Below are 26,872 nucleotides of genomic sequence, written 5' to 3' on the forward strand. Positions count from 1 at the left end.
GGCATTTTCGAAGTGGACATCCATGCCGTGCTCGTCGATCTCCAGATAACGCCGCAGCACTGCGAGCATCTCGCCCTTCATCGCGTCGAAGATGTCCGGCGCGAGCGAGACCCGGTCGGACATAAGGATGAGGCGAAGCCGCTCCTTGGCCATTGTCTTGCTCGCTTCTTCGCGGCGGAAAAAACGAGAGAGAAAATCGATCATGCGCCTCGTCCTTTAACTGCGGCCAACGCCGAGCGTGGTCATGAACCGCGTGATAAAATTGCCTTTGTCTTCAAATGACGGGATCGGGATGTCCTCGCCGAGGAGCCGGCGGGCGATGCGGCGGAACGCGGCGCCGGTCTCCGAGCCCTCGATGTCTATCACCGGCGTGCCGCGATTGGTGGCGATGATGATCTCACGTTCGTCCGGCACGACGCCTATCAAGTCGAGGCGCAGAATCGCGTTGACATCGGCGACGCTCATCATCGTGCCCTTCCGCACCATCGCCGGACGCACGCGGTTCACCACGAGCTTGATGACGATTTCTTGGGGCAAGAGTCCGACAATGCGATCGGCATCGCGCACTGCCGAGACCTCCGGCGTCGTGACGACCACGGCTTCTTGTGCGCCGACGACCGCGTTTCGAAAGCCCTGTTCGATGCCGGCAGGGCAGTCGATCAACACAAAATCGAATCGTTCGCGCAGTTGGCGCACCAGGTCGGCCATCTTGTCTTCGGGCACGTCGTCTTTTTCGCGATTCTGCGCGGCGGGCAAAAGCTGAAGATTGCGGCGCACGCGATCGCGCACGAGCGCTTCGTCAAGCGTGCACTTGCCTTCGATGACGTCGAGCAGATGCTTGGAGACTCTGTTCTCCAAACCGAGCACGACGTCGAGATTGCGCAGACCGACGTCGGCATCGACGACGACGACCGAATGGCCGGCGTCGGCGAGGGCGGTGCCGAGGTTGGCGGTGGTCGTGGTCTTGCCCACGCCGCCCTTGCCCGACGTCAAGACGATCGAACGGCCGGTCTTTATGGCGGGTTTAGGCGCGGCCTCCGCAGGCGAAGCTGCTGCGGAAGCAGGTGCGACCGTCTGTTCGACGGTTGCGGGAGACGCTTCGCGGCGTTCGTTTTCGACGTCGGGCATTATCGAGTTCCGATCATCAAGCGGCGCAGCCGGCCGAATAGGCCGTCGTCATCGAACGACGGCAGCGGCACGTTTTCGCCCAACAGGCGGCGGGCGATAGCGATGTAGGTCTTGCTCAAGCGGCGGCTCGGATCCAATACGACCGGTTCGCCGCGATTGGTCGTGTCGATGATCTCCTCGTCGTCGGGAACGACGCCCAACACATCGCGCCCGAGGATTTCCGCAACGTCATCCACGCCGAGCATGTCGCCGGTCTTCACCATTTCCGTGCGCACCCGGTTGACGATCAGTTGAGTGCGGCGCGTTCCGAGCATCCCGAGAATTCTGTCCGCGTCGCGAATCGCGGAGACTTCCGGCGTCGTGACGATGATCGCTTCGTCCGCACCGGCGATGGCATTGCGAAAACCGTGCTCGATGCCGGCAGGGCAGTCGATGAGCACGATGTCGAACTCCTTGGTCAATTTTCCCACCACATCGCGCATCTGGTCTTCGCCGATCGATTCTTTGTCCTTGGTCTGCGAAGCCGGCAGCAGATAAAGCCCATCGAGCCGCTTATCGCGTATCAACGCCTGGCGCGGTTCGCAGCGTCCCTCTGCGACATCGACGACATCGAAGACGATGCGCTTTTCCAAGCCCAGCACCAAGTCGAGATTCCGCAGTCCGATGTCGGCATCGACGAGCACGACCTGTACGCCAAGCGTCGCAAGCGCGCACCCGACGTTCGCTGTGGTCGTCGTCTTGCCGACACCGCCCTTACCGGACGTTATGACATAAGATGTTCCGGCCAAGTTGTTCCTTTCGGATCGACCCTACGGATCGACCCTGATGATCACGATATGTCCGTCGCGGATCTTCGCTATCTCCGGCAACGAAGCGCGCGCGCGCCGTTTGTCCGGAGGCGGCGCGGTGGCGATGCATCGCGAGATGCGCAACTGCGTTGGTTCGAGCCGCAGCGCGTACACCGTCGCCGAGTCGTCCCCTTGCGCGCCGGCGTGCGCCACGCCTCGGAGGCTACCCCATACGACGATGTCGCCCACAGCCGTCAATTCCGCACCGGCATTCACGTCGCCGACCACCACCAAGTTGCCGGCCGCGGCGAGCGATTGGCCCGAACGTACCGTCCCTTTGTGATATGCGTTAGCGTCCGCCGAGACGTTGTCCGATTGTGCCGCGCCTCGATGACCAGCCTTCGCGCTTCCCGGCTTGAGCCGTCCGTTCGCGGTTCCCCCCGGATCGGTTCGGTCGTCTTTCGATCGCGGAGCCGCCGCGACGCTTGCCGCGACCAACCGTAAACCGGCAGAGCGAGCGAGCGAAGCGGTGACGTCTCCCTCGCAAACAGCGCCATCGGCCACAATGCCGAATTGCTCGAGCGTGGCGACGACGGCCGCCAGCTCCGCCGGTTCGGCATGCTCTGCGCCGAGCATCAACACGGCCCGGCTGCCTTTGTAGAAGTCCGGCGTCGCATCCAGACGGCGGCGCAGCTCTGCCACAGCCTCGACCAGCGGCCGTTCGTAAAGATGGAGCAGCAGCCCCGATTTGGTCCCTTTTATCTGCACTAATCCACCCGACCCGCGATGTTTTTTGCCGATTCAGGCAGTTTATTCGATTCCCTTGTGGAGAATATTGTGAAACTACTGTGAATGAGATGTGGATGAACGCAATCGCCGGTGAGCGTCGAACGCAGGACTCTCCCACCGTCCGGCGCATCCATATCGACACCGTAGCAGCCCTCCTATTGAGAGGAGAGACCCAAATGTCGACCTATAAGCGTACTCTCGCCGCGTTCGCGGCCGCGGCCATCACCGCCGCGTCGTTTCCAGCGCCGGCGGGCGCCGTCTCCACCTCGAGCGAGATCCGGATGGGTCAGCAAGAAGCGCAGCAGGTCGACGCCGAAAATGCCCTCATGTCCGACCCCGTTCTCAACACATGGGTCACCGGGATTGAAGACAACCTTGCCAAGTACCGAGCACGGCCGGACATCACGTACACGGTCAAGATCGTCGACACGAACGACATCAATGCATTTTCGCTCGCCGGCGGTTTCATATATGTGAACTTCGGCATTCTCAACTTCGTCAACTCCGACGACGAGCTCGCCGGCGTCTTGGGCCACGAAACGGGCCACGTCGAACGCCGCCACGTCATCACGGGCAACGCAAAAGCGCAAGTGCTCAACATCTTGCTCGGCGTGCTCTCGTTCACGTCGCCATTCGTGTACCGGTTTGGCAATCTGATCGGCGGACTGTCGATGGCGAAGATGTCGCGCATCGACGAACTGCAAGCCGACCAATACGGCCTTCAATTGATGAGCCGCGCCGGCTACGACCCGGACGCCATGCTCTCGTTCATGGTGCACATGGAAAAACAGTTCGGCGACTCGGGCAACGGACTCGAAAAATATTTTGAGGATCACCCCGATCCGGTCAACCGCATCGCCCACCTCAAAGGGTATCCGGCGCTTCAGGATCGGACGAGCGATCAATTGCTCGCGCAGGCCATGCACGACCAAGATGAAGGCCGCTACGCTTTCGCTGCCGCCAAACTCCAAACCGTGCTCGCGAAAGATCCGGCCAATCAACTGGCGCTGCTGCACAGCGGCCAAGTAGACATCGCGCTCGGAAGCTTCGATAAGAGCGGGATCGCGCTCGCGCAAGTGGCGCACGCGCAAAACGTGACGCCGGAAGCCGCGAGCGCCGCCAGCCGCGCGCTCGCGCTGCTGCCTCAAACCGCCAAAGCCGGCGACCCGTTGCTCTCGCCGAACCTCACGCCCATCCGCAAATCGCTCGCCGATGCGATCACTCAGGCCAAGACCGATCAGACCGCGATCGACGCCCGCACGAAGCTGGCGAAAGACGACTACCAGCGCTTCAGCGACCGGCTGAACAATCTGTCGTACGAAGTGCCGGATCTCGGCAACGTGAATATCCGCCCCGGCAGCAGGCTCGATGGCATCGAGCAGGACCTCGAGCACATGTCCAAAGACATCGACGTTCTCGGCGACAAATGTGCGTTCGTCGATTCGCAGACGTCATCCATGCTCAAGGACGATCTCGGCGTGCTGAACGAGATGAACGCGCACGTGTCGGCCACCACCATGTCGGGCGATTCGCTGCGGCTCCTCCCGTTCTTCGGCGAGATGACTGACGGCATGAATGCCTCGACCGATCAATTAGTCGGAGCGATCACGGCAAACCGTGGCGCGCTCGCGCTTGCGTGGGAGACCTTGCCTAAGCTCGACGCATACTTCCGGCAGCTCTCGCGCACGCCGGTCGACTTCGGCGGTGACATCTCGCCGGTCGGCGCACAGCAGCTCAAGCCGCTGGCCACCGCCGCAGAGCAGGCTCTCGACACCGCCGCGAATGCCGCATCGGAAGCCCAGGGTATGTACTACTCGGCGCAGGCGCGGCAGATCCAAGCGCGCATCACGTTGCTTGGCGTGGGCTTCCCCGCCGGCCGCTACGATTCGTTGGCGCAGTCGATACACTCTCGCCTCGGCCTCGATCCGCCGACCTACGCGCAAGTGCTCACGCTCGGCATGTCCACAGGCGACGTAGCCGTCGCTTCGTGGCTCGCCGCGGAAGAAAAAGTGCCGGTGAGCACGGTCATCAACGAGCAGCGGGCGGTCAACAAACCGTTTGTCGACATGGCGCTCGACAAGCACCTGTCGCAGGAATCGCTCGAAGTGGTCCTCGGACTCTGGTGGGAAGGCTACACGGAAAAGACCGATAGCTGATCGTCTCGCTGTAGGAGGGTGAGCCGTACTGGGGCAAGCATCGCTTGCCCATTGGGTGAGCGCTGCTCACCCTCCTACAGACGAGGTCCGAATTTCAACGATGACCACGACGCCGATCACAGGCCAAATCAACCGCTGGATAAGCGCGTTTCGCGACAAGATCAACTTCGCCGGCATCGAGTTGCGTTCGCGCAAGCCGGTGCACATGCTGGCGGCTGGGTCCTGGGCGGAAGAACTCACGGAACTGCTCGAGCGCGAGCGCACCACTCCAGAGCCGATTATCCGCGTCTGGCAGCACGATGGCCCCGCGCCGGCGCATGACGCGGTGTTGCGCTGCATTTTGTTCGCGGCTTCTGCAGTAGCGGACAACGCCGAAGCGATCGCTCGGTGCATGGCCCTCGGCATTCCCGTGTTCGTCGTCGAGCGCCACCAAGGCGTCACCGCGCGAGTCCGCAAGCCGAGCGAAGGCGTACCCGGACGGTATTCCCTCGCGAATCTGGACTCGCACGAATTGCATCGCTTCGTCTTGCCCGATGTCGTCGACGCGTGCGGTGATGCGGACGTGGCGCTTGCCGCCGCGCTGCCGATCTTCCGCCCCACTGTCGCCGCCAAGCTGACGGTGGACTGTGCGATCACGAGCCTAAAAGTGGCCGGTGCATCGGCGCTCGCCGACCACGTGCCCGTCTTCGGACTGGTGTTGGGCGGCCTCGCGTCGGCCGGCGACACGTTGGCGATCACCGGACTGCAGATGAATATGCTACTTCACATCGCCGCGGCATATGGGCGCAAGGCGGAGATGGCTCGCCTTGTGGAGCTTCTGCCGGTGGTAGGCGGCGGGTACGGTTGGCGCGCGCTCGCACGCGAGTTGTCGGGATTCATACCGGTGGCAGGCATCGCGGTGAAGGCGGGCATCGCATATGCGGGCACCCTCGTCGTCGGCCAAGCCGCGGCGCACTACTACGAAACCGGAAGCCCGATGGGAACCGAAAAGGTCAGCGCCTTATATCGCGAGGCGACCGAGCGCGCGAAAAATGTCGTGCTCGAAGTGACGAAGCGGTTTGCGCCGTCGAAAAATAATAATCCGTGAACGCGCGCATCAGAGCGCGCGCCGTCCTTCCAACGCCCGCGCGAGTGTCACCTCGTCGGCATAGTCCAGATCGCCGCCGATAGGCAATCCGTAGGCGAGCCGGGTGACTGAAACGCCCGTCGGCGCCAGCAGCCGAGCGAGATACAGTGCGGTCGACTCGCCTTCCGCATTGGGATTGGTCGCGATGATGACTTCCTCGATGCCGTCGGTCCCGACGCGCTCCACCAGTTCCTTGATGTGCAGTTGACCGACGCCGATGCCGTCCATCGGGGAGATCACGCCGCCGAGCACGTGGTAACGGCCCTTGAAACTCAAGCTCCGCTCGACGGCGTACACGTCTTTCGGCTCGCCCACGACGCAGAGCAATTTCGGATCGCGGCGGACGTCGCGGCAGATCGCGCACGGATCGTCTTCGGTCAGCGAGAAGCAGTGCGTGCACAGGCGCACCCGGTCTTTGACCGCGACGATCGCTTCGGCCAGCGCCTGCGCATCTTCGCGCGGCGCGCTCAGGATGAAGAACGCGAGCCGGGCCGCGGTTTTGGGGCCGATCGTCGGCAGTTTCTCCAACTCACCGATGAGCGCGGAGAGCGGCGGCGCAAAATAGTCCACGAAATTTCCCGGTGTCGTCAGAATCCCGGCATGCTCAGCCCGCCGGCGAGCGGACCGAGACGCGCCTGCGACAGTTCCCGCGCTTTGGCTTGGGCGTCTTTGATCGCGAGCAGGATAAGATCTTCAAGCGTTTCGACGTCGTCCGGATCGACCGCGTCCTTGTTCAGCTTGACCGACAGCACGGCGCCGTGGCCATCCAGCGTGACGACGACCGCGCCGGACGCTGCGGTGCCCGTGACCGACTCCTGGCCAAGTTCTTCTTGGACTTTTGCGAGCTGAGCTTGCAGTTTGCGCGCTTGCTGCAGCATCTGTTGAGGATTCATCGGCCTTCCTTAGATGAGATCGAGCGCGGACGCGGACGCGAACGGATCGACGGGCGGCGAAGTCGGCGCGACCGCCACAACAAAGCGGACCCGCGGCGCCGCCCCGGTGTGCTTCGCGATCGCATCGCCGATGATCTTCAGCACCGGCGGATCGGTCGCATGATCCTTGGCGAACTTGTTCTGCGCCCCGAGCGTGACCTCGTCGTCCGAGGCTTCGACGATGCTCGATTTCTGCAGGATGCCGAACAACTGCATGGACGATGAGCGGACTTCGCTCAGCACCCTTGGCCACAACCCCTCGAGTTTGGCGGCTGTCAACGTGGACGACACCGATTTCGGCTCCGCTCGCTTCTTCGCGGGGGGACGGCCTGGGTCGGGCGGCAGAGATGCCGGGCCGCCGCCGCCGCCCGCGGTCGATCGCTCTTCGAGAACGCGCAAGCGATTCGAAAACTCGTTCAAACTCAATTCGTCGCTCGGCACGATGATGCGGACCAGCGCGAGTTCGAGATCGATTCGCGGCTGCGTGCTATATCGCTGGGCAACGCTCTCCGAAAGATGCCTGAGCGCTTGGAGCACTTTCGGACGATCCAATTTGGACGCTAGTTCGAGCACGCGCTCGGCATCGTCCGGCGGCGTCTCAAGGGCAAGCGTCGCGGGACTGTTCTGCGCGAGCATCACCAGGCGAAAGCGGCGAAGCAATTCCTTTGCCAGCCATACCGGGTCCACTCCCGCGCCGATAGCATCGGCGACCGTCGCAAGCGCAGCGGCCGCGTCGCCGCGAACCGTGGCGTCGGTGAGCCGCCCGATGACGTCGCGATGCGACTCGCCGAACGCTCGGTCCAGCGCAGCTTCGTCGATCGTCGCGCCGTCGGCGAATCCACGCGCCTGCTCGAGCAGGACCAATGCGTCGCGCAGCGCGCCGTCGGCGAGAAAAGCCAGGCGTTGCAGCGCCTGGTCGCCGACTTTGAGGCCTTCGCGCTTTGCGACGTCCGCGAGCCGGGCGGCGATGGTCTGCGGCTGCATGCGCCGGAAATCGTAGCGCTGGCAACGCGAGAGAATTGTGGCGGGCACCTTGTGCTGCTCGGTCGTGGCCAAGATGAACACCGCGAATTCCGGCGGCTCCTCCAGCGTTTTGAGCAGCGCGTTGAACGCGCCGGGCGACAACATGTGGACTTCGTCGATGATATAGATCTTGTACCTGGAGGTCGCCGGCGCGTAGTTGACTTTCTCCCGCAGTTCGCGGACGTCGTCGACGCTATTGTTGCTCGCGCCGTCGATCTCGACGACGTCGAACGAGGTCCCATCGCTGATCGCCACGCAACTGTCGCAGACGCCGCAGGGATCGGGGCGGGGGCCGCCACGCTCGCAATTCAGGCACTTCGCAAGAATCCGGGCGACCGAGGTCTTGCCTGTTCCCCGAGGGCCGGAGAAAAGGTAGGCATGGGCGATGCGGCGGGTGCGCAAAACCGCGGTCAAGCCCTCGACCACTGCGGGCTGTCCGACGAGGTCGTCAAACGTTGCCGGTCGATGCTTGCGATAGAGGCTTAAGGCGGGAACGGGACTAGTGGTGGCCACGGCGCCGTTTTCGGCTCGCCCGCACAACGGCCCTGGGCGGCCTCGCTTGAGCCGCAACGAGACCAAGGTCGCGCGGGCGCCGGCTTTTAGACCGTGTCGTTGAAGGAAGAATGGAGACGGAACCGTAGGTTTTATCTCGCTGAAACGAGGGTATGTTTCATGCAAGCGGCGCTGCGGCGACGCATTCCAGCCCGGTCCCGTTAGAACACGGGCCCGGCTTCGTTATCCGGTAGCATTCGGGCGCGTTCCACACCTGTCGCGCGATTCCAATCCTACATGGAAGGTTCGGTCCAGAATATAATGCCGGTCGATATCGACCTCACGGAAGCCCTCCGGCGCCATTTCGGTTACGAGAACTTCCAGCCCGGCCAGGAAGAAGTCATCCGGCGAGTGCTGGACGGCAAAGATACGCTTGCCATTTTGGCGACCGGAGCCGGCAAGTCGCTTTGCTATCAATTACCCGCCATGTTGTTGGCCGGCACCACGGTCGTCGTATCGCCGCTCATCGCGTTAATGAAGGACCAGCTCGACATGCTCGCGGAGGCGGGCATCTCCAGCACCGTCGCCCTCAACAGCACGCTGACCGACGAAGAAGAGACTTCGACGCTCGAATTGGTCTCGCGCGGCAATCTCAAACTCATCTATGTGACCCCCGAGCGCCTGGAAGACGAGAGTTTCGTCGAAGTGCTCAAACGGCTGCACGTGCCGCTCTTCGTGGTCGATGAGGCGCACTGCATCTCGCAATGGGGCCACGACTTCCGCCCCGCCTATCTCAACTTGGGCCGGGTGGTCGCCGCGCTCGGCAATCCCACGGTGCTCGCGCTGACGGCCACGGCTACCCCGGCGGTGCGCGAAGACATCGTCACGCAATTGGGAATTCCGCTCACGAAGCCGATCGTGCGCGGTTTCGACCGCCCCAACTTGGTGTATGAAGTCGTGCGCGCATCGAACGACGACGAGAAGCTGCGAGCGCTGAAAAAAGCGTTCGCCGGTCCGCTCTCGGGCGGCCTTGGCATCGTCTACACGGCCACGATCAAGAACACGTACGGCGTTTCGGAATATCTGCGCGAGCAACTGGGCATCGAAGCCGATGTCTATCATTCAAAGCTGCAAAAGGCCGACCGGGACCGCGTGCACGATCACTTCATGAGCGAAAACGTGCGGGTTGTCGTGGCCACCAACGCGTTTGGACTGGGCATCGACAAGCCGAACATCCGCTTTGTGATCCACTACGATCTGCCGGGCAGCATCGAAGCGTATACGCAGGAGGCGGGTCGAGCCGGCCGCGACGGCGAGGAATCGCTGTGTCTTTTGCTCTATCGTCAGAGCGACACGCGCGTGCAGAACTATTTCCTCACCGGCAAATATCCCGACGTCGAAGAGGTGCAAAAAGTCTTCGGCACGCTGCAGCTGTTCGAAGGCCAGGATAACGGCGTATCGCTCACCGACCTTCGCAAGATCCTGCAGTTGCCGCTCACGAAGCTCAAAGTCATCCTCGCCCTGCTCAAAAAAGGCGGCTTCATCCAGAGCGTCACGAAAGGCACGTACGGTTTAGCACCGCGCATCAAAGGCAGCCCCAATCTGACGCTCAATCTCGCGAGCTACGAGACGAAGCGCTCGTACGATCAGAGCAAGCTCGCCATGATGCTGCAGTATTGCGAAACGCGCAGCTGCCGGCGCAAATTCATCCTCAACTACTTTGGCGAGGACTTCGACCGGCCCAATTGCGGCGCATGCGACAACTGCCGCGCGCGGCTCGCGGCGGCGATCGAGCATCCGGCCGATCCGTCCGCGCCGGGAGAACCCGTGGAGACGTTGGGCGAATACCGCATCGGCGATGTCGTGCATCATCCCAAGTTCGGCCAGGGAACTGTTGAACGCACGGAACGCGACCTCGTGACCGTGCTCTTCCCGGCGCACGGCTACAAGACGCTACTTGTCACCGCGGTCAACCGCGGCGCTCAAGCGATCGCATAAGTGCTGGGACGGATCCTCGTCTCGGCTTTCGTCGTCGCGGCTGCACATATCGCCGGCGCAGCATCTCTTGGAAGTTCCGGTCAGCGCGCTCACTACCCGGCCGTTGAACCGGCCCAGGTCGCGCAGCCCGACGACACGCCGTCACCTGGGCCGACGCCGTCAGCGGAGCTGTCGCCGACGCCCGAAGTCTCGTCGTCACCGCAGGAGCCGGAACCGACCGTCGTTCCGAGCCTTGCGCCGTTCGTACCGTCGCCCGAGCCGCAGCCGGTCGTGTTTGCGACTCCGTCGATCATCGTGCAATTCGGCAAGTTGAGCGCGGTGCACGTCGACTCGCCTCCGAGCGGCATCTTGACGTTATCCGGTTTCGACCCGCAGATCATCCAGGCCATCTTCAATTCGATCGACCGGTCCGTCGACGTCACCGGGTTGCACACCGGCAGCACGACGATCACCGCCACCGATCAAGACGGACTTTCCTCGACGCTGCTCGTGCGCGTGCAGATTCTCGCCGGTCGCGTGGCAGATACGGCGAACGCGACGATCACCGGCAATCCTGCCGGACCGGAGTTCGTCGCCGAAGCGGCCATCGGCGCCGTGCGCGCCGTCGCGTACCCGGAGGCGGGTGCGAAACTTTCGATCGACGCGACCGCGGTGACCGATGCGCACACGCTTGCGTCGGACGACGTTGCGCTCGTTCATGTGCCGGTGACGATGACCGGCGACGGAATGTTGACGGTCCAGAAGAAGGTCGCGGTCACCGTCACGAACATCGCGCAACCGCGTCTGCCGCCGCGCTTCTTGCTCGTGTCGGATTTTCCCGAGACGCTGACGGAGAACGGCACGCTCTTCTACGCCGACGTGAATCCGGATGCGCCGGCCCGGCTTCTCTACTACCACTATGCGCAAAAACCGGAAACGCGGCGCGTCATCGTCAAGGTGCAGAACAACGGCGTTGTCGCAAGCTTGGTGCAGTTGATCGCCGGAGTGGCGGGGCCGGATTCCAACGTGCTCGCCGCTGGGCACTTGGCGACGCGCCGGTACTTGGAGCGCGAAGCGGCGAACGAAGGCCAGATCTTTGAAGTACCGCCGCACGCGACGCTCAACGTGCTGGATCAGGCGATGCCGCCGGAGACGCTCATCACCGGCGTGATGCAACTGCGCGTCGTGAGCGGCGACGGCGTCCGCGTTGCGCTCGTCGCGCAGGACGCCGGCGATTCGCCGGTCCAGCCGATCTCCGACACGCTCTTGCGCAGCGCGGTGCGCCACGCGCGCGGCGTCTACAGTGTACCCGACTTCTTCTACGATGAGACGTACACGATCGGCGACCCAGCTACGGTGCTCACCATCGGCAAATTGCCGCTGCCAAACCTCGTGCAAGGCGAAGTGCTCGGCGGGGACTACGGCGTGAAACAATCGGCGACCGTCACGCTTCTCAATCCCGGTTCGACGGACGCGCGCGTCGGCATGTGGTTCGAACCGCGCGGCGGACGAGCGACCGGCACTTTCTTCATCGACGGGCAGCTATTGCAGATCCATGCCGTGGATGTCGGGCGCGACGAACTTCTACAGTCGTTCATCGTACCCGCGGGAGGCTATCATCAGGTCTCGGTGACGTCGATGCCTGAAGGCGGCTCATCGTATCCCGTCAACGTCATTTTTTCGTCGACTGCCCCGGCCGCCGGCTCGTGGACGCAGTCGATGCTCGTGTACTAACTCCGTACATGGGCAACCGTACATGGGCAACTGTACTAGGGCAAGCATCGCTTGCCCATTTGGGTGAGCGTTGCTCACCCTAGTACGAACTCACCCTACAAAAGCGAGCGGTAGACCGTTGCCATTCGTTCCGCGACCGCGTCCCAGGTGAATTCGCGAGCGTGCACGCGGGCGGCCGCGATTCGCGCGTCGACGTCCGTGCCGCCGCGCAATACGATTGCCAGTTGCGCTGCAAACTCCGCATCGTCGCCGACCGGTGCGAACCACGCGTGCCCGCCGAGCACTTCTTCGACGACGGCGACGCGCGCGGCCACCACCGGCAACCCGGCTGCTTGCGCTTGAAGCGGCGGCAGCCCGAAGCCTTCATACCGTGAAGGGAATATGAGCGCGCTCGCTTGCGCGAAGAGTCCGAGCAGGGTCGCCTCGTCGACGTAGCCGCGCATGTCCAATCGTTCAGACACGTGCAGCCGCTCGGCTTCGCGCGCGACCTCGGCCGCGTACGGCGTGTGTGGGCCGACGGAAACGAGCCGAAGCTCGGGCAGCCGCACGAGCGCTCGCACCGCGGTCATCAAATCCTTGCGCTCTTCCACCGTGCTGACCGACAGCACAAATGGCGCCGCCGTATCGGGATGCCGGACAATAGAGTGGTAGGCGTCGCCGGCCGCTGCGCCGGCCACGACGATACGCTCCGGCGGAATCCGCAATCCGTCCGCGACATCGGCGCGCGCTGCGATCGTGTCGACTACGATCGCAGCCGCACGACGGATGAGCGACGGCTGCATTTTCCCGAAATACCATCGCACGTACGGCCGCCCGCGATTCGCCGCGCGGAGCCAGACGAGATCGTGCACGGTCACGACCATCCGTGACGGCGCGGCTACCGGCACCGTGCCGCCGGTGAAGTGCACGATCTCCGCTCGAAGCCTTCGAGCAAGAGCGGGTGCTCGGACTTGGTCCCAATAGACCCGGCGATCGAATCGCCAAAGATCGAACGACGGATCTTGCAGCGCCACGGCCTCGACGTCGCTTCGGCGACGCAACGCTTCGTACAATCCACGCGCGTATGCGCCGAGCCCCGTGGCGGTGCCGATCGCGTACTGTGTCTCGACGGCGACCCGCACGCGCTCGTCAACTCTCCTTGCCAAGCAGCGCGAGACCACGTTCGGCGTCGGGCTGAGTGGGATGCAGTTCGAGCTCGCGCTCGAAGGCGCGCCGCGCCTCGCGCCGGTCGCCCCACTGCATTTGCGAATAGCCGAGGGATAGGAGATAGCCTTCGTTGAGCGGCGCAAGCCGGTTCGCGGCGGCAAACGCACGAATCGCATCGCGCCGGTACGCGATTCTATGCGCTGCATCATGCTCGGCGGCTTTCACATCGAGCTGGCCGACTTGCGCTTGAGCCGCAGCGATGTCGGCTTGGTCGAGCAATGGATCCAGCCCATTGATCAGCGCGCGTTCGAGCGCGAGCGCATCGGTGTAGCGACGCTGATCCGCCAAGCCTGCGACCGTGACCGTGATCCGGCCCGCGGCGTGCGCCGCAAGATAATCCCCGACCGCCGCGCCGGGCCGGCCGAGACGAACTTCTGCATCGCCGCGCTCGGCAATGCACGGTTGGCCGCAGTCGGCCTTGGCAAAATCCGCAAGCGCGCCGGCCGGATCGTCGTCAAGCCGCGCGCGACCGCGATCTTCGAGCAACACGGCGGATGTTGGCGCCAGGACGAGTCCGCGCTCGAACCATTCGAGTGCGCTAGCGCGATCGCCGCGCGCCAGCATGATGTTGCCGCGGTCGTCGCACCACCATGCCGCAAGCGGCCGCCACAAAAACACAGCGACGACAACCGCTATCGACGCGATCGCTATGCTGCGCGCGCGGTTTCCGAGTCGCGCTCGATCGATCGGTGTCATACCGCACGAATAGTTAGGGGCCGGACGCCGTCCGACCCCTAGCCGATTCTCGTGCGCGCCGAGGGGCGTCTAGAACTTCACCGTGAAGAACAGGTTTTGACGGTTCTTGACAAAGTTGTTCGCGGGCGTCAGATCGTCGAGGAACTTATACTGATTGAAGTTCAAGTCAATCGAGGCGTTCGTGTTCGGAATCTTGTAAAGCACGCCGATCGTGGCCGAGCGGGTGCCCACGCTGAGATCCTGCGCGAGCGCGTTGACCGCATCGCCGCCGTAGCGCTGATCGACATACTGCATGTTCGCCGTCAAGGCGGTGCTGATCGGCACTGCCACGGCATACGCGCCGACATAACGCCGCAAGTTGACGTAGTTCGGATCGAGCGTCAGAGTTGGATTCGATTGCGTCAGGACATTCGTGGCCGCCGGCAGGAACGGATTCAGACTGAGCGGCTGCTGCGCGCCGTACGTATATTGCGATTTGTCTACGTTGACCAAGCGGTCGACCACGCCGTTGAGCGAGACTTCGGCCTTATGCTTGAACACCGGAACGCCGATGGTGACGCCACCGCCGAATTCCTCAAAACGGCCGCCCATTGAAGACGGTGCGGTCACGCTGACGCTGCCGGGTGCGAGCAATGTCGGATGGATGTCGCGCATCTCACGGCCCGAGAGGCTCAATCTTGCGTCGACGTTGCCGAGCGTCAAGGGGAAATTCAATTGCACGGACGTGCCCTGAGCTCCGGATGGATACGCGTTGCCCGACCCGGGCGCTGCGGCGTTGAAGGCATTCGCCGGCGCAAATGCCGGCGTCGTGAACGAGTCGGCGCTTCCGATGGCGAGCAGCGAACCCGAATCGGGCGCGCTGAGGGCAAGTTTTTGGAACGTGCGATCCAAACCGAACACAGCGGTACCTGGCGCCGATGCCGTGCCGCCGAAGAAGAACGGCGACGAGGTCTGGTCGACCAGAATGGTCGCGTTCTGCGCGCTGACGTCGTTAAAAGCGATGACGTGTTCGCCGCCCAGCAGTTTGAATTTTAGTCCGACCGTGGCCGATGAGCTCACGGTGGACGGTTGGGCGATGGCGCTCGACGCGGTCGTGGACGAGATCGCTGCAAATGCGACCGGCGCCGAATCTGCACCCGAGCTCGTAGAAACGACGCCGAAGACGGTATCCGTCACGAGCGAATCGGCCCGCGTCCCCACGGCACCGAGCATGGAAGCCGGAAGATCCAAAACGCGATCGAGCGCTAGTCCGGACGCGTCCGAGTCGGAGCCATAGTACGAAGTCTCCGGCGCAGAAAAACCGTTCGTGGATTTCTGCTCGAAGCCGAAGACGCGAAGCGCGATCGATCCGTGGGCTTGATTGGATTGCGCAGGCTTTGCGAATAGGGAGAAACCGCTTGCTGTCGCCGGCGCGGTGATGGTTGTGGAGGTCGCTGCGCTGCCGATTGGCAGCGCAGCAGCCGGCCGTGCTCCGGCCGCTACAACGATGCTCACGACTGCTCCCGCCGCGAGGCGTGCGACTCTCGTCACAAAAGTTCTCCGTTTTGGCGACGGTGAATCCACTCGGCGTCGCGCGACTCGATCGCGCGCGCGACCGAAGGCTCTACACCGAGAAGGCGTCCCGAACTAAGAAATTGCACCTCTTTTTCGGGTTTCCTCTATAACGTCTCGGAGCGTGTTTTGTTTCACATCGTTCCGCTTTGAGGAACGATGTGCGATCCTGAGGTACGTGTACCCATTAAGTGGGCAAGCGATGCTTGCCCTCCTGCGTTATGGGCAAGCGATGCTTGCCCTAGTACGGCTTGCCCTAGTACGGCTTGCTCGTGCGGCTTGCGCTGCTACACCTGCCGCAGCGGCAGCCAACGCTCGATGATCAACAGCGCTGCGTACCCGTCTAGAGGTGCCGAAGGCACGAGCAGCCCCCGGGGCAGCAGGCGCAGCAAGCCTCTTGGAGGGTTCTCCTCGTAGTAGCGGCGGCGCGCGTCGAGCGTCGTGTTGGTCTCATCGACGATGACGACGGGAATCTCGGGCCAGCGCAAACGGCACAGCCGTTCGACATCGCGCGAATTCGTCGCGTGACCGATGCAGATCGCCTCGACATCGGACGCGCGAACGTCGCGCGATACTCTTTCCGGAAGGTCGCCGATCGGCAAGACCTCAAGCGCGAGCCGAGCGCCGTCGGACCCGACGACGGCGTAGCCGCACTTCGCACTCCCTGGATCGATGCCGATGATGACCCCGCGACGTGCGGACGTCATTTGACCGCGACGGGGGATACCACAAGATTGGCGGTCAGCGGTCCGGCGGCGTAGATGTCGGCGGCGGCCACCGCCCGCACAACGGTCGGTCCGTGCGAAGACGTGAGCGCAGCGATTGACGAGTCGATGGCGTCCACAGACGTGATCGGGTTGTCGGCGATGCTCGGCGGCATGTCGTGCGACATTGCGCTCAGCTTAAGTCCGGCTATGAGCTGCACGAGCGCCGCGCGATCCTCGTCGCGATTCTGCCCGTTCACGACGCCGACCGACGCGATCGTCTCGCCTTTTTGATACAGCAGTTTGTTGGGATACACGCGCAAGCCGATGCGCAAGACGCCGCCACGGATGATGTTCTCCGTCGCTTCCGGCACGACGATGGCTTCGAGCGGCGACACCGATTTTATCCCGAGCGCGGCGGCGTGGATGGATGCGCGCGCGGGCGCGGTGAGCGGATTCTTCGCATATGGCTGCACGGGCAGGCCGCGCGACACGTTGGCCACCGCGACGAACAAATCGCTCAGCTCGCGTTCGATCACCGGCAGCGCGTCGGTGGACTTCAGTATGAACGGCTGCGTGATCGCCTCTCCTGCGCGGAAGATGACCGGCGAGTCCAAGAGCTGGTCGCGCTCGGCGCCCAATTGCGTGATCTGCTCGTTGAGTTTATTGATGGAGAACAACGCTTGGCGAGCTTCGCTCGAGACCACGAGGAGGAAGGCCACGACCACGATCGCGATGAGCATGCCGAAACCGACCGCGAAGATCGTGCTCGTGTATTTCGGCCGCAGGTTGAACAACGTCATGCGCCGCCGGCCCACCACGTGTCCGACTCGATCGCCGAAATAGGCGATCGCGCCCGCCACGACCACGATCATGATGATCGTGGCGGCGCCGCCGAGATCGAGGGCCAGGAGGCCAAGAGGCAGCGTCACGCCATCACACTTTCGCGGCCCGCGACAGCAGCCACAGCCCTGCGCCGAGGAAAATAACGTTTGGTAGCCACGCCATCACGAGCGCGAGGCTTGGCGTCGTTCGCCCGACGGCGAGGCAGACCGTGGTCACGACGTAGAAGCCGAACACGATCAAGATGCTGATGCCGAATCCGGCGCCCGACGACGAACGCTGCGATCGGATGCCGAGAGGCACGGCAAGCAGCGTGAAGACCAAGCTCGCGAACGGCCGCGCCAGTTTGTTGTCGTACGTGACCAACAGCAAGTCGTAGCGTGACGTGTCCCCTTGTTTGATGCCGCCGTGCAGCAGTTGCGCGAGTTCTGCGCGGCTCATGTCATCCGGCTGCTTTTGCACCTCGATGAGGTGGCTCGGGTCCGCGCCGATGTCGACGTCGGTGACGGGCGCGAAATTCTGTTTGCAGCATTCGGGTGCGACCGTGTATGAGTCCGCGTCGAAAAAGCGCCACGACGATTCATGATAGCTGCCGCGCGGCGCGTACAAGATCGACGTGAGGACGCCGTCGTGCACTTCTTCGATGGTCACGCCATGCAACTCGTCGGTCGCCGGATCGAATCCCTGGGCGTAGGTCACGCGCACGCCGCCATCGGGCAGCGGATTGCTGACCACTTGATTGCTGAGGATGCCCGAACCGCCGGATTGGATCTCCGTACGCAGGATGAGGTTGGCTTGATCGACCGCTCCGGGAACCACGAACTCCTGGAACATCAAGGCGATGATCGACGCGACGAGGCCCACGCCGACCAGCGGCAACGCGATCCGGTACAGGCTGATGCCGCCGGCGCGCATCGCGTTGAGTTCCGACTCGCCTGAAAGCCTGCTCATCGCCGTGAGCACCGCCAACAGCATCGACATCGGAAACGTCAATACGAGCGTCGACGGTAACGTGTAGACGAAATACTTCGCCGCCGCCCAAATGCTTGCGTGCTCCTCGGAGACGAGCCGCGCGATGTTGAGCAAGTTGCCCGCCACGAACAGCATCGTGAATGCGGCAAGCCCGAATAAGAATGGGCCGACGAGTTCGCCGACTATGTAACGGTCGAGGACCTTCACAGACGAAAGCTCTCACCCAGGTAGAACTGGCGGGCGATCGGCGACTCCGCGACTTCGATGGCCGTGCCTTGCACGAGTATGCGGCCCTGGCTGAGGATGTTGGCTCGGTCCACAATAGCCAGCGTCTCTCGCACCGAGTGATCGGTGATGAGCACGCCAAGTCCCTTGACTTTGAGGAGACGGATGATCTCTTGGATATCGGCGACGGCGATGGGATCGATGCCGGTGAACGGCTCGTCGAGCAAGAGGAACGCCGGATCCGTGGCCAGCGCGCGCGCTATCTCCACGCGCCGGCGTTCGCCGCCGGAAAGCGTTTCGGCGCGGTCGTTCGCGAGACGCTCCAATCCGAATTCACCCAGCAGTGCGGGCAATCGCCGCTCTTGCTCTTCACGCGTGACCCCGCGCTGTTCCCAGATGAGCTTGATGTTGTCCGCGACGGTCAGCCGCCGGAAGACCGATGTCTCCTGCGCGAGATAACCGAGCCCCTCGATCGCGCGCATATGCATGGGTTGATGGGTGATATCGATTTCGCTGCCGTCGGCCCCGATGAGCACGACCGTGCCGCCGTCCTGGCGCACGAGTCCGACGACCATGTAAAAAGTCGTGGTCTTGCCCGCGCCGTTCGGCCCGAGCAGGCCGACGACTTCGCCGACGTTCACGTCGAGGCTCACACCGTCGACGACCGTGCGCGCGCCATATTTCTTGGTCAATCCGCGCACGTCGATCTTGACCGGGGCTTGTCCGCCGTCCACGCTGTTACTTTCCTTTTATCGTCGACCGCTCGGCGCGCTCACTGCTGCGACTGCGAGCCCGTGACCGGTGCGCCGGTGATGTTCACTGTCTGCAGGTCGAGATCTGCTCGCGCACGATCGCCCGTCACCACCATGCCCGACGAACCTGTCGCAGTCACGTGCCCGTACGCATTGAGCAATTTCGTCTTGCCGTTGTAGGTCATCGTATCGGACGTCAGGGTGGTGTTGTCGCTCGACCGCGCGTGAACGCCGCCGCGCATGACGATGTCGTAGGTGTTTCCGTCGACCGTAGCGTTAGGGGCCGTTACCGTGAGCCGTACCGCGCTTCCTTTGTAGAAATAGATTATGGCCTTTGAAAACGCTCCGGATCGCTGAGAGGAGGAATACGTCACGCCGGCCGCTTTCAGAGAATACACGAGCGCGCCGTGCGTATAGTTCTTGATGAACGGCGTCTTGCCGCCCGCTCCGGTCTCGATCATGTGATAGTTCGGTTCGCCGGGAGCAGGTGAAGCGGTCGGCACCTTCGTCGCCGCAGACCGAGGCGGAGCCGGATGACCGCCGCATGAACTCAAAGCTATCGCGAACAGCGCCACGACCGCGACCCTACGCAGCGGCACGAAAAGTCTCCGCCGATTGCGATCGTGCTGGTTCCGGCGCCCCCAGCGCGAGCATGATCGCAAGCATGGGCCAACACAGGAGCAGCACGAACGTCGAGACTAGATCCACTGTGTTCTGCACCGCCGACGCCAAGAATCCGGCAGCGATCGCCGCGTAGAGCAAGCGCCGCTCGCGGTCCTCGGGCGCGATGCGCTCTCCAGCCTTTCGTGCCTCCTTGATGCCCGCGACGACGATCCAGACGAGCGCTCCAAATCCGAGCACGCCGTTCTCGATCAGCGTGTTGAGGGGAAGGTCGTGCGCGTGCACCTCATCGACAGCGGCGTCGGGCACTTTCAGCAATGGATAGACCCGGCTGAAGTTGAGCGGACCGATGCCCGTGAGAGCGTAGCGTTCGGCCATGCGCACGGCCCCACGCCACACCGCGATGCGCGATGCGTTTTCGCTCGGATCGTGCGCGATGTCGCGAAAGCCGACAGCGCCGATGACGATCGCGATGACCGCGCACACAGAGTAGATGATCACGGCGCGGCGGCCGAACCGGGCGACGAGGACCGGCAGTCCCACGAGCAATCCGACCCAAGCAGCGCGCGACACCGAGAGCGCAAGACCGCCGACGCCGATAGCGGCCGCGAGATACCCGAGCCTGCGCAGCGCGGGCGGCGCGGCGGCCTGTGCGAGTCCGACCGGGATGAGGAAGAGCAGATAGCCCGCGAATTCATTCGGCTGCAAGAACGTTCCGGCGGCGCGGCCGTGCTCGTACGCGAATTCGGCGGGCGGGTGCCGCGACAACGTGAGCGCGATCGCGAATGCGCTCGCGAGGATCCCGCTCACGAGGTAGGTGCCCAAGACGCCGCGCCGCGTGCGTTCGTCGCGCATCGTCCACCAGAACGCGAAAAATCCGATCGTGTCGCCGATTTGAGAACCAATCTCAAAAGCGCCTGCCTGCCAAAAGACGCCGAGCGCGGCGGCGAGCAGTTGCGAGCCGAGCAACGCGGCCAACGGCAACGCGAGCGGCGGTGCGGTGAATGCGCGCGGCCCCCAGCCGGCCAGCATCCCGGCGATGGCAATCGCCACCGTCACGCCGAGGACTGAAGCGAGCGCGATGGCGGGCCCGCGGCCGCCGATGGCGATGCCGCGCGGCACGACGGCGGCGAGCTGCACGAGCATCGGGATGAGCGGCCACAGCGCTGCGGCGACATACGGCAGCGCGATGACGACGCGCGCCGCAGGCGACGCGGTTGCATTCACGGCTGCTCAGCTTTAGCGGCGACGGCCAGCGCGGCCTTTGCGACGATCGCCGCGCCGCCGGATCCGCCCATGCGCTCGCGGCCCGCCCGGGCCATCGCTTCACGCCGCTGCTCATCGTCGAGGAGGCTCACGACGCCGGCTGCAAACGCGTCGTCATCGGCGGCCGGCAGCACGAGCAAAGCGTCGCCGAGCAAGCGCTGCTGGCGCATGCGGTACCAGCCGACGCGATCGGGCTTTCCAGGCCGCGAATCCGCCGCCGAGACGACGGGTTTACCCAAGCCGACCGCTTGCTCGTTGCCGGTGCCCGCTTGTCCGAGAACGATATCCGATGCGCGCAGCAGGTCGCCGAACGCGTCGCGCACGACCGCCGCCGCCACCTCGGTGGACGATCCTGGCGCGGCGTCCGCGCTGAGCGCGACCACGCCATGGTGGGCGCCGGTCGGAGCCGCGTCGATGCCGCCGCGCCGCAAACCCGCAAGCAGATCCTCGAGCGCGACCGTCGGTGCGAGCGAGACGTACGCCTGAACGTGCCTGCCGCGCGGGCCGAGCAGAACTGCGATCTTCTTCAAACGTCGCGCCGCTGCCGCCGCGTTGCCCGGTGCGTCCGCGCGACTGCCCGGCAAAACGCCGATCCGCACCGCGTGCTCCGCGCATGGCAAATCGATCTGGTCTTGCGTCAAGCCATCCATCATCACGTTTCCGGCAAACGTCGCGCGAACGCCGCGGCCTGAAAGGGCCTGCGCTGTCGCGATGTCGCGCGCGAACACTGCGCGCGCGCGGCGTGCGATCGCCGCTTCGAAGTTCGAATGACGCGCGACGTATTCCGACTTCGCCGTCGCGACGAATACCGTCGGCCGGCGGCCGAAGATCAGACACGCGGCGAGACAGAACACGTCGCCGACGGCGATCACGACATCGTCGCGCCGTCCGCTCAGGAACGCGAATTGACGCAGCGTCAGTCCGAGCAACCCTGCACCGAGATCGCGCGCGATGTTGCGCAGATTCCAAAACGCGACGAGTCCGCCCGACGGCATGTCGGCGACCGGGCCGACGGTTTTCACGCCGGCGTCGGGCGGCGGCGTTCCGACCAGTGGCAGGTGTTCGATGTGCGCATCCGGCTGCGCGGCGCGGATCTCGCGCGCGAGATAACCGGCGATCGCCATCTCGCCGAAACCGTTGCTGACCAGCAGCACGCGCGGCGGCGTCACAGCGCGTCCTCGTGCAGCGGCACGAGCCGGTACGACGCCACAGTCGAACGACCGCCTTCAACGTCGAGGTCCAGCCGTCCGGCAGTACGCGCGTACGCACCGGCATGCACGATCGGAACGCCGCCGATGATCTCGGGCGTTGCGAGCGCGTCGTGGCTGTGGCCGCCGAGTATCGCGCTAAGGTGCGGAAACGAGGCCGCGAGCACGCGATCGGCGCGCAGGCCGACGTGCGAGAGCAGCAGCGTGACATCGGCCGCTTCGTGCGACGGTGCGGCGAGCGAGCGCGCAAGCGCGGCTTTCGGTGCCAGAAAGCGCCAGCCGAAGACGCGTTCCCAGCCGCTGCCGGTGCGATACTGCGGCACGAGCACCGCGAGCAGCCGCACGCGCAGTCCGGCGACGAGCACGGTGAGTTCGCTTGCAAACGGAGCCGGCAACCGGCCGCGCAGATCTTCCAAGTTCGTGCAGAGCATCGGCATGGGCATCGCCTTCGCGCGCGCGGCGAAGCAGCGGTGCAGATAATGAAACTCGCGGTTGCCGACCGCCTGCGCGCGGTATGGCGCGCGCGCGAACTCGGCGACGACACCCTCGTGCGCACGATAGACGGTGGACGATCCGCGCAGGCTGTCGCCGCAATCCACCAGCAATTCGTCCGGTCCGACAAGGCCTCGCAGCCGCTCACCAAAGCCTCGCCGGTCGTGGACGTCCGAGGTGAACCACACCGTGAGCCTGCGCGCCATCGGCTAACGTTGCCGCGCGCGGTCGACCAAACCGACGGCGTACGCGGCGATGCGTTGCAATGAATCCGGCGGCCCGAGAAGCGCGCGCACTTCTTCGTATCCTTTCGCCTGCGCCGCTGCGGCGCCGGCATCTGAGATCAACGCCCGGCTCTCCTCCATCAGCCGCTCGGGCGTGAAATCGTACTGCAGCAATTCGGGCACGACCGTGTGCCCGGCGACGAGATTCGGCAACGTTATCGGTCCGCGCACGATATGCGGAACACGCCGCTGCGCGATGCGATAGAGAGCGTCGGTGAGTTTGTAGAACGCGACTTGCGGCACCCCTCGAAGCGCGCTCTCCAACACGGCCGTTCCGGATGTCGTCCACGCAAGGTCGGCATCGAGCACCGCGTCCGACGCATCGCTGCGCACGATGTCGACGCCGGCCGGACCGCCCGATGCGGCCCATAGATATCGTATCTGCGCGGCGCGCGCTTCAGACGCCGCGACGACCGTGAAGTGGGCGCCCCAGAGATCGCCTGCTCGACTCGCCGCCTGCGCAAGCACCGGCAGCATGATCGCCACTTCATCGCGCCGGCTGCCCGGCAGCACCGCGATGTGCGGCCGGTCCCGCGGCGGCGAAGGCTTGCGCAGCGCGATCGCTTCCACGAGCGGATGGCCGACGAACTCAGCCGGCAAACCGATCGACGTGTAGAAATCGCGCTGATGCGCAAACGGCGTGAGCACGCTCGCGACACGCGCGACTTTTCGCGCCTGGTGCGCGTTGTCGAGCCACGCGCCCGGCGGAAAATAGTAGAGTGCGGCTCCTCGATAGCCAGTGAAGCGCAGCCACTCGAGCATGCGCAGATTGAACGCGCCGAAATCGACGCAGACGAGCAGCCTCGGCCGGCGAGAGCGGATCCGCTCCGCCAACCCAAGCATGACCGTCAACAGCCAAGGGATTTTGAGATAAGCCGAAATCGGTCCGAGGCTCGCCCACTCGTCGCCGACCGAATCCAGTTCGACGTCGATGCCGGCAGCGTGCATGCGCTCGCCCCCCACGCCGGCTATCGTCAACTCCGGTCTGTGCGCGCGCATCGCGCGCCCTAAAAGCGACGCCTCAAGGTCGCCGGAAGCCTCCCCGGCGACTAAAAAGACGTCTGCGCCCATTTCCTAGCGCTTGAGGACGCCGCGGTCAGACTCGGTCTCGAGGAAGGCGAGCAATTCCTGGCCTTCGCTTGAGGTCGCGACCTGTCGCAACTGCTCGACTGCGGTGGCAAGCGTCATGTTCGGATGGCGCAACAGCCGGTACGCTTCTTTGAGCTCGGCCACCGCATCGCTCGCGACGCGCGCGCGCTCGAGTCCCTTGAGGTTGAGGCTGCGCAGGCTCGCCGGATTCCCTTCCACCGTCGCGAACGGCAACACGTCTTTCTTGACCTTGCTGTACCCGCCGACCATGGCCATGCGGCCGATCCGGACGAACTGATGCACGCCGGCCATGCCGCCGATGTTCGCGCCGTCACCTACGTTGACGTGACCGGCGAGCTGGCTCAGGTTCGACATCACGACCCGGTTGCCGATCACGCAATTGTGCGCGATGTGCACGTACGCCAGCAGATGGTTGTCGTCGCCGACCACCGTCTCGGACTCCGCGCCGGTGCCGCGGTTGATGGTGACGAACTCCCGGATCACGTTGCGGTCGCCGATGCGCACGTACGAGATCTCGCCCTTGAATTTCTTGTCCTGCGACGTGCCGCCGATGACCGCGAACGGATGGATCTGGCATTCCCGGCCGATGGAGGTGTGGCCGTTGATGACCACGTGCGCGAGCAGCTTTGTCTCGCCGCCAATCTCCACGTTTTCGCCCACGAGACAGTAGGGACCGATCTCGACACCGCGGCCGATGCGCGCGGCCGGGTGCACGATGGCAGTGGGATGGATGTTCAGCGAGTAAATGTTGACCCTCTCGCGGTGGCTCACATGACCGCCATGCTATTGATGAAGGATCGACGCGTCAAGGCGGAAGAGCCGCGTATCCGAGACGATCGAGAATGCAAGTTCGCCCGTGCAGACCGTCTGGTCGTCGACCAGCGCTTGCGCCCGCAGGCGGCCGATGTTCCTGCGCACCCACAACACGTCGACTTCCATCACGAGCTTGTCGCCCGGTACGACCGGACGGCGGAATTTCACTTTGTCGATGCTTGCGAGGTACGGCACGTTCGTGGTCTGACTGTTCGGCTCGAGGATGGCGGTGCCGCCCAATTGCGCCATCGCTTCCACGATCAGCACGCCGGGCATCACCGGATTGTTCGGGAAGTGGCCGACGAAGAACGGCTCGTTGAAGGTCACGTTCTTGTAGCCGACCGCGCGTTTTTGCGGATCGAGTTCGGTGATGCGGTCGATCAGCAGCATCGGATAGCGATGCGGCAGTATCTCCATTATGGAGCGGATGTCTACGTAGGTCAAGGCATCTCTTTCTCAGACGCGGTCGACGTCCGTCGACCCGTCACACGATCGCCCGTGCGCCTGCGAACGGCGCCAGCAGGTCGCGCACCGCGGCCACGTGCAGCGCGTGGCCCGACTTCATCGCGATGACTTCGAAGCGCGGCCGCATGCCGAGCAGCGCGAAGTCGCCGATCAGGTCGAGCACTTTGTGACGCACGATCTCGTCCGGGAAGCGCAGCGCGCCCATGTAGCCGTCGCGGTCGATGACCACGGCATTGTCGAGCGAGCCGCCTTGCGCCAGGCCTTGCGAGTACAGGCGCTCGATTTCGGCGCGAAAGCCGAACGTGCGGTTGGGCGCGATCTCGCGCAGGAAGTACTCCGGCGTGATCGGTCCGGTGGCGATGAACTGTTTGCCGACCGGATCGGGAAACTCGACGTAGTAGGAGACGGCGAAATGGGGCGCCGGCACGATGACGACGAGCTTGTCGCCGTCGCGCGACGAATATGCCGTGCGCGCTTCGAGGATCCGTCGGGGCGTACGCTGCTCGACCGTGCCCACGTCGGCGATCGCACGCGCGAAGTCGAGTGCGCTGCCATCCATGATCGGCACTTCTTCGGCGTCGAGACGGACGACCGCGTTGTCGATATCCATGCCCGAAAGCGCCGCGAGGACGTGCTCGACGGTGTTGACCTCAGCGGTGGCCGAGGCGAGCGTGGTGCAGCGGACCGTGGAGCGGACGGTGTCGGGCGATGCCGCTAACCGGGAATCGTCGGCGAGCAAAAAGGAAAAGCCGGCGTTGGCCGGCGCGGGCGATACCGTGACGTTTGAGCGGCATCCGGTGTGCAAACCCACGCCGGAGAGGGTGAACTCGCGTGCTATTGTATGCTGGTATTCCACGTCCACCACGCGCACGAGTCTAGCGGCGTTTGCGAAGCTCCTCGATCGCATCCGTCAGCGCTCGCATCTGTTTCGCGAGCTTAGGCAATTTCCGCAATAAGACCTCTTGCTCCATCGCGGCGCGATGTGCTTGCGCTGGAAAGCCTGAGACGCGCGAACGCGGCGGAATGGATTGCGTCACGCCCGATCGCGCGAGAATGAGCGAGTGTTCGCCGATCTCGATGTGTCCGCTGATGCCCGCTTGACCGGCCACCACAACGCCGTCGCCGAGTTTCGCCGAACCAGCGATGCCCACTTGACCGCAAAGCGTGGAGTGTTCGCCGATCGTGACGTTGTGCCCGACTTGCACGAGATTGTCGATCTTCGTGCCGCTCCCGATGATCGTCGATCCGGTCACGGCGCGGTCGATGCACGAACACGCGCCGACTTCGACGCGATCGCCGATGACGACGTTGCCTATCTGCGGTATCTTTATCTGTTCGATGCCGACGCGCACGAATCCGAATCCGTCGGCGCCGATGACGCAGCCGGCGTTGAGGATGCAGTCGTCGCCCACGATGCAATCGGTCAGGACGGCCGCATGCGGATGCAGCAGCGTGCGCGCGCCGATGCGCGCGTTGCGCCCGACGAAAGCGCCGGCTGAGACGATCGCGCCGTCGCCGA

The 26,872-nt window shown here is 64.1% G+C and carries 27 protein-coding genes; 4 read left to right on the plus strand and 23 right to left on the minus strand.

Annotation, left to right across the window (positions count from 1 at the left end):
* The 4 genes from minE to minC form a co-directional block, all read right to left on the minus strand.
* Window positions 1-204, minus strand: a 204-nt coding sequence (gene minE, locus VII69_09445; protein HEY5095326.1) for a cell division topological specificity factor MinE, incomplete at its 3' end; no start/stop codon positions are given.
* A 12-nt stretch (window positions 205-216) separates the two neighbouring features.
* Complete coding sequence (minD, locus tag VII69_09450; protein ID HEY5095327.1) at window positions 217-1,128, minus strand: septum site-determining protein MinD; 912 nt, start codon at window positions 1,126-1,128, stop codon at window positions 217-219.
* Window positions 1,128-1,916: a septum site-determining protein MinD gene (gene minD, locus VII69_09455; protein ID HEY5095328.1), complete on the minus strand. Its 789-nt coding sequence runs from the start codon at window positions 1,914-1,916 to the stop codon at window positions 1,128-1,130. Before minD (VII69_09455) ends, minD (VII69_09450) begins: the two co-directional genes overlap by 1 nt.
* 21 nt (window positions 1,917-1,937) lie before the next feature.
* A complete protein-coding gene (gene minC / locus VII69_09460; protein ID HEY5095329.1) occupies window positions 1,938-2,684 on the minus strand; it encodes a septum site-determining protein MinC in 747 nt (248 codons plus the stop codon).
* 197 nt (window positions 2,685-2,881) lie between these two features.
* Between minC and VII69_09465 the strand changes: the two genes are divergently transcribed.
* Both VII69_09465 and VII69_09470 read left to right on the plus strand, forming a co-directional pair.
* Window positions 2,882-4,861 carry a M48 family metalloprotease gene (locus VII69_09465; GenBank protein ID HEY5095330.1) on the plus strand — a complete coding sequence of 660 codons (1,980 nt, stop codon included), beginning with the start codon at window positions 2,882-2,884 and terminating at the stop codon, window positions 4,859-4,861.
* Between the two features lie 100 nt (window positions 4,862-4,961).
* Window positions 4,962-5,948, plus strand: coding sequence for a hypothetical protein (locus tag VII69_09470; protein ID HEY5095331.1), 987 nt, complete (start codon window positions 4,962-4,964; stop codon window positions 5,946-5,948).
* A 9-nt stretch (window positions 5,949-5,957) separates the two neighbouring features.
* Here VII69_09470 and recR read toward each other — a convergent pair whose 3' ends face one another.
* From recR to dnaX, 3 genes are read right to left on the minus strand one after another with little or no spacing between them, the layout of a single operon-like run.
* Complete coding sequence (gene recR / locus VII69_09475) at window positions 5,958-6,557, minus strand: recombination mediator RecR (GenBank protein HEY5095332.1); 600 nt, start codon at window positions 6,555-6,557, stop codon at window positions 5,958-5,960.
* A gap of 17 nt (window positions 6,558-6,574) precedes the next feature.
* Window positions 6,575-6,880 (minus strand): YbaB/EbfC family nucleoid-associated protein, encoded by a 306-nt coding sequence (locus tag VII69_09480; GenBank protein ID HEY5095333.1) that lies wholly within the window; start codon window positions 6,878-6,880, stop codon window positions 6,575-6,577.
* Between the two features lie 9 nt (window positions 6,881-6,889).
* On the minus strand, window positions 6,890-8,455 hold the full coding sequence (dnaX, locus tag VII69_09485; protein HEY5095334.1) for a DNA polymerase III subunit gamma/tau: 1,566 nt from the start codon (window positions 8,453-8,455) through the stop codon (window positions 6,890-6,892).
* A 276-nt stretch (window positions 8,456-8,731) separates the two neighbouring features.
* Between dnaX and VII69_09490 the strand changes: the two genes are divergently transcribed.
* The gene (locus VII69_09490; GenBank protein ID HEY5095335.1) at window positions 8,732-10,432 is read left to right on the plus strand and encodes a RecQ family ATP-dependent DNA helicase; all 1,701 of its coding nucleotides are present in this window, start codon (window positions 8,732-8,734) and stop codon (window positions 10,430-10,432) included.
* Complete coding sequence (locus VII69_09495) at window positions 10,433-12,145, plus strand: hypothetical protein (protein ID HEY5095336.1); 1,713 nt, start codon at window positions 10,433-10,435, stop codon at window positions 12,143-12,145.
* 95 nt (window positions 12,146-12,240) lie between these two features.
* On the opposite strand, the gene VII69_09500 is transcribed toward VII69_09495, so the two are convergent.
* The 16 genes from VII69_09500 to lpxD form a co-directional block, all read right to left on the minus strand.
* The gene (locus tag VII69_09500; protein HEY5095337.1) at window positions 12,241-13,266 is read right to left on the minus strand and encodes a glycosyltransferase; all 1,026 of its coding nucleotides are present in this window, start codon (window positions 13,264-13,266) and stop codon (window positions 12,241-12,243) included.
* A 7-nt stretch (window positions 13,267-13,273) separates the two neighbouring features.
* Window positions 13,274-14,047: a hypothetical protein gene (locus VII69_09505; protein ID HEY5095338.1), complete on the minus strand. Its 774-nt coding sequence runs from the start codon at window positions 14,045-14,047 to the stop codon at window positions 13,274-13,276.
* A 69-nt stretch (window positions 14,048-14,116) separates the two neighbouring features.
* Window positions 14,117-15,577, minus strand: coding sequence for a hypothetical protein (locus tag VII69_09510; protein HEY5095339.1), 1,461 nt, complete (start codon window positions 15,575-15,577; stop codon window positions 14,117-14,119).
* A 308-nt stretch (window positions 15,578-15,885) separates the two neighbouring features.
* Window positions 15,886-16,305 (minus strand): hypothetical protein, encoded by a 420-nt coding sequence (locus VII69_09515; GenBank protein ID HEY5095340.1) that lies wholly within the window; start codon window positions 16,303-16,305, stop codon window positions 15,886-15,888.
* Complete coding sequence (locus VII69_09520; protein ID HEY5095341.1) at window positions 16,302-17,234, minus strand: DUF3084 domain-containing protein; 933 nt, start codon at window positions 17,232-17,234, stop codon at window positions 16,302-16,304. Before VII69_09520 ends, VII69_09515 begins: the two co-directional genes overlap by 4 nt.
* 4 nt (window positions 17,235-17,238) lie before the next feature.
* On the minus strand, window positions 17,239-18,324 hold the full coding sequence (locus VII69_09525; protein HEY5095342.1) for an LptF/LptG family permease: 1,086 nt from the start codon (window positions 18,322-18,324) through the stop codon (window positions 17,239-17,241).
* A complete protein-coding gene (gene lptB / locus VII69_09530; protein ID HEY5095343.1) occupies window positions 18,321-19,076 on the minus strand; it encodes an LPS export ABC transporter ATP-binding protein in 756 nt (251 codons plus the stop codon). The genes VII69_09525 and lptB overlap by 4 nt, the downstream gene beginning before the upstream one ends.
* A 38-nt stretch (window positions 19,077-19,114) precedes the next feature.
* Window positions 19,115-19,693, minus strand: coding sequence for an LPS export ABC transporter periplasmic protein LptC (gene lptC / locus VII69_09535; GenBank protein HEY5095344.1), 579 nt, complete (start codon window positions 19,691-19,693; stop codon window positions 19,115-19,117).
* Window positions 19,680-20,942: an O-antigen ligase family protein gene (locus VII69_09540; protein HEY5095345.1), complete on the minus strand. Its 1,263-nt coding sequence runs from the start codon at window positions 20,940-20,942 to the stop codon at window positions 19,680-19,682. The genes lptC and VII69_09540 overlap by 14 nt, the downstream gene beginning before the upstream one ends.
* Window positions 20,939-22,150 (minus strand): lipid-A-disaccharide synthase-related protein, encoded by a 1,212-nt coding sequence (locus tag VII69_09545; GenBank protein HEY5095346.1) that lies wholly within the window; start codon window positions 22,148-22,150, stop codon window positions 20,939-20,941. The genes VII69_09540 and VII69_09545 overlap by 4 nt, the downstream gene beginning before the upstream one ends.
* Window positions 22,147-22,887, minus strand: a complete 741-nt coding sequence (locus VII69_09550; protein ID HEY5095347.1) for a hypothetical protein — start codon at window positions 22,885-22,887, stop codon at window positions 22,147-22,149. Before VII69_09550 ends, VII69_09545 begins: the two co-directional genes overlap by 4 nt.
* Window positions 22,888-22,890: 3 nt before the next feature.
* Window positions 22,891-24,036 carry a hypothetical protein gene (locus VII69_09555; GenBank protein ID HEY5095348.1) on the minus strand — a complete coding sequence of 382 codons (1,146 nt, stop codon included), beginning with the start codon at window positions 24,034-24,036 and terminating at the stop codon, window positions 22,891-22,893.
* 3 nt (window positions 24,037-24,039) lie between these two features.
* Entirely contained in the window at window positions 24,040-24,846 is an 807-nt protein-coding gene (gene lpxA, locus VII69_09560) for an acyl-ACP--UDP-N-acetylglucosamine O-acyltransferase (protein HEY5095349.1), read from the minus strand.
* Window positions 24,847-24,858: 12 nt separating this feature from the next.
* Window positions 24,859-25,332, minus strand: a complete 474-nt coding sequence (gene fabZ / locus VII69_09565; GenBank protein ID HEY5095350.1) for a 3-hydroxyacyl-ACP dehydratase FabZ — start codon at window positions 25,330-25,332, stop codon at window positions 24,859-24,861.
* Window positions 25,333-25,372: 40 nt separating this feature from the next.
* Window positions 25,373-26,260, minus strand: a complete 888-nt coding sequence (gene lpxC, locus VII69_09570; GenBank protein HEY5095351.1) for a UDP-3-O-acyl-N-acetylglucosamine deacetylase — start codon at window positions 26,258-26,260, stop codon at window positions 25,373-25,375.
* A partial coding sequence (lpxD, locus tag VII69_09575; GenBank protein ID HEY5095352.1) for a UDP-3-O-(3-hydroxymyristoyl)glucosamine N-acyltransferase occupies window positions 26,229-26,872 on the minus strand: 644 nt, incomplete at its 5' end. The genes lpxD and lpxC, both read right to left, overlap by 32 nt.

This window comes from Candidatus Eremiobacteraceae bacterium (genome assembly GCA_036511855.1).
Classification (GTDB): Bacteria; Vulcanimicrobiota; Vulcanimicrobiia; order Eremiobacterales; family Eremiobacteraceae; genus JABCYQ01.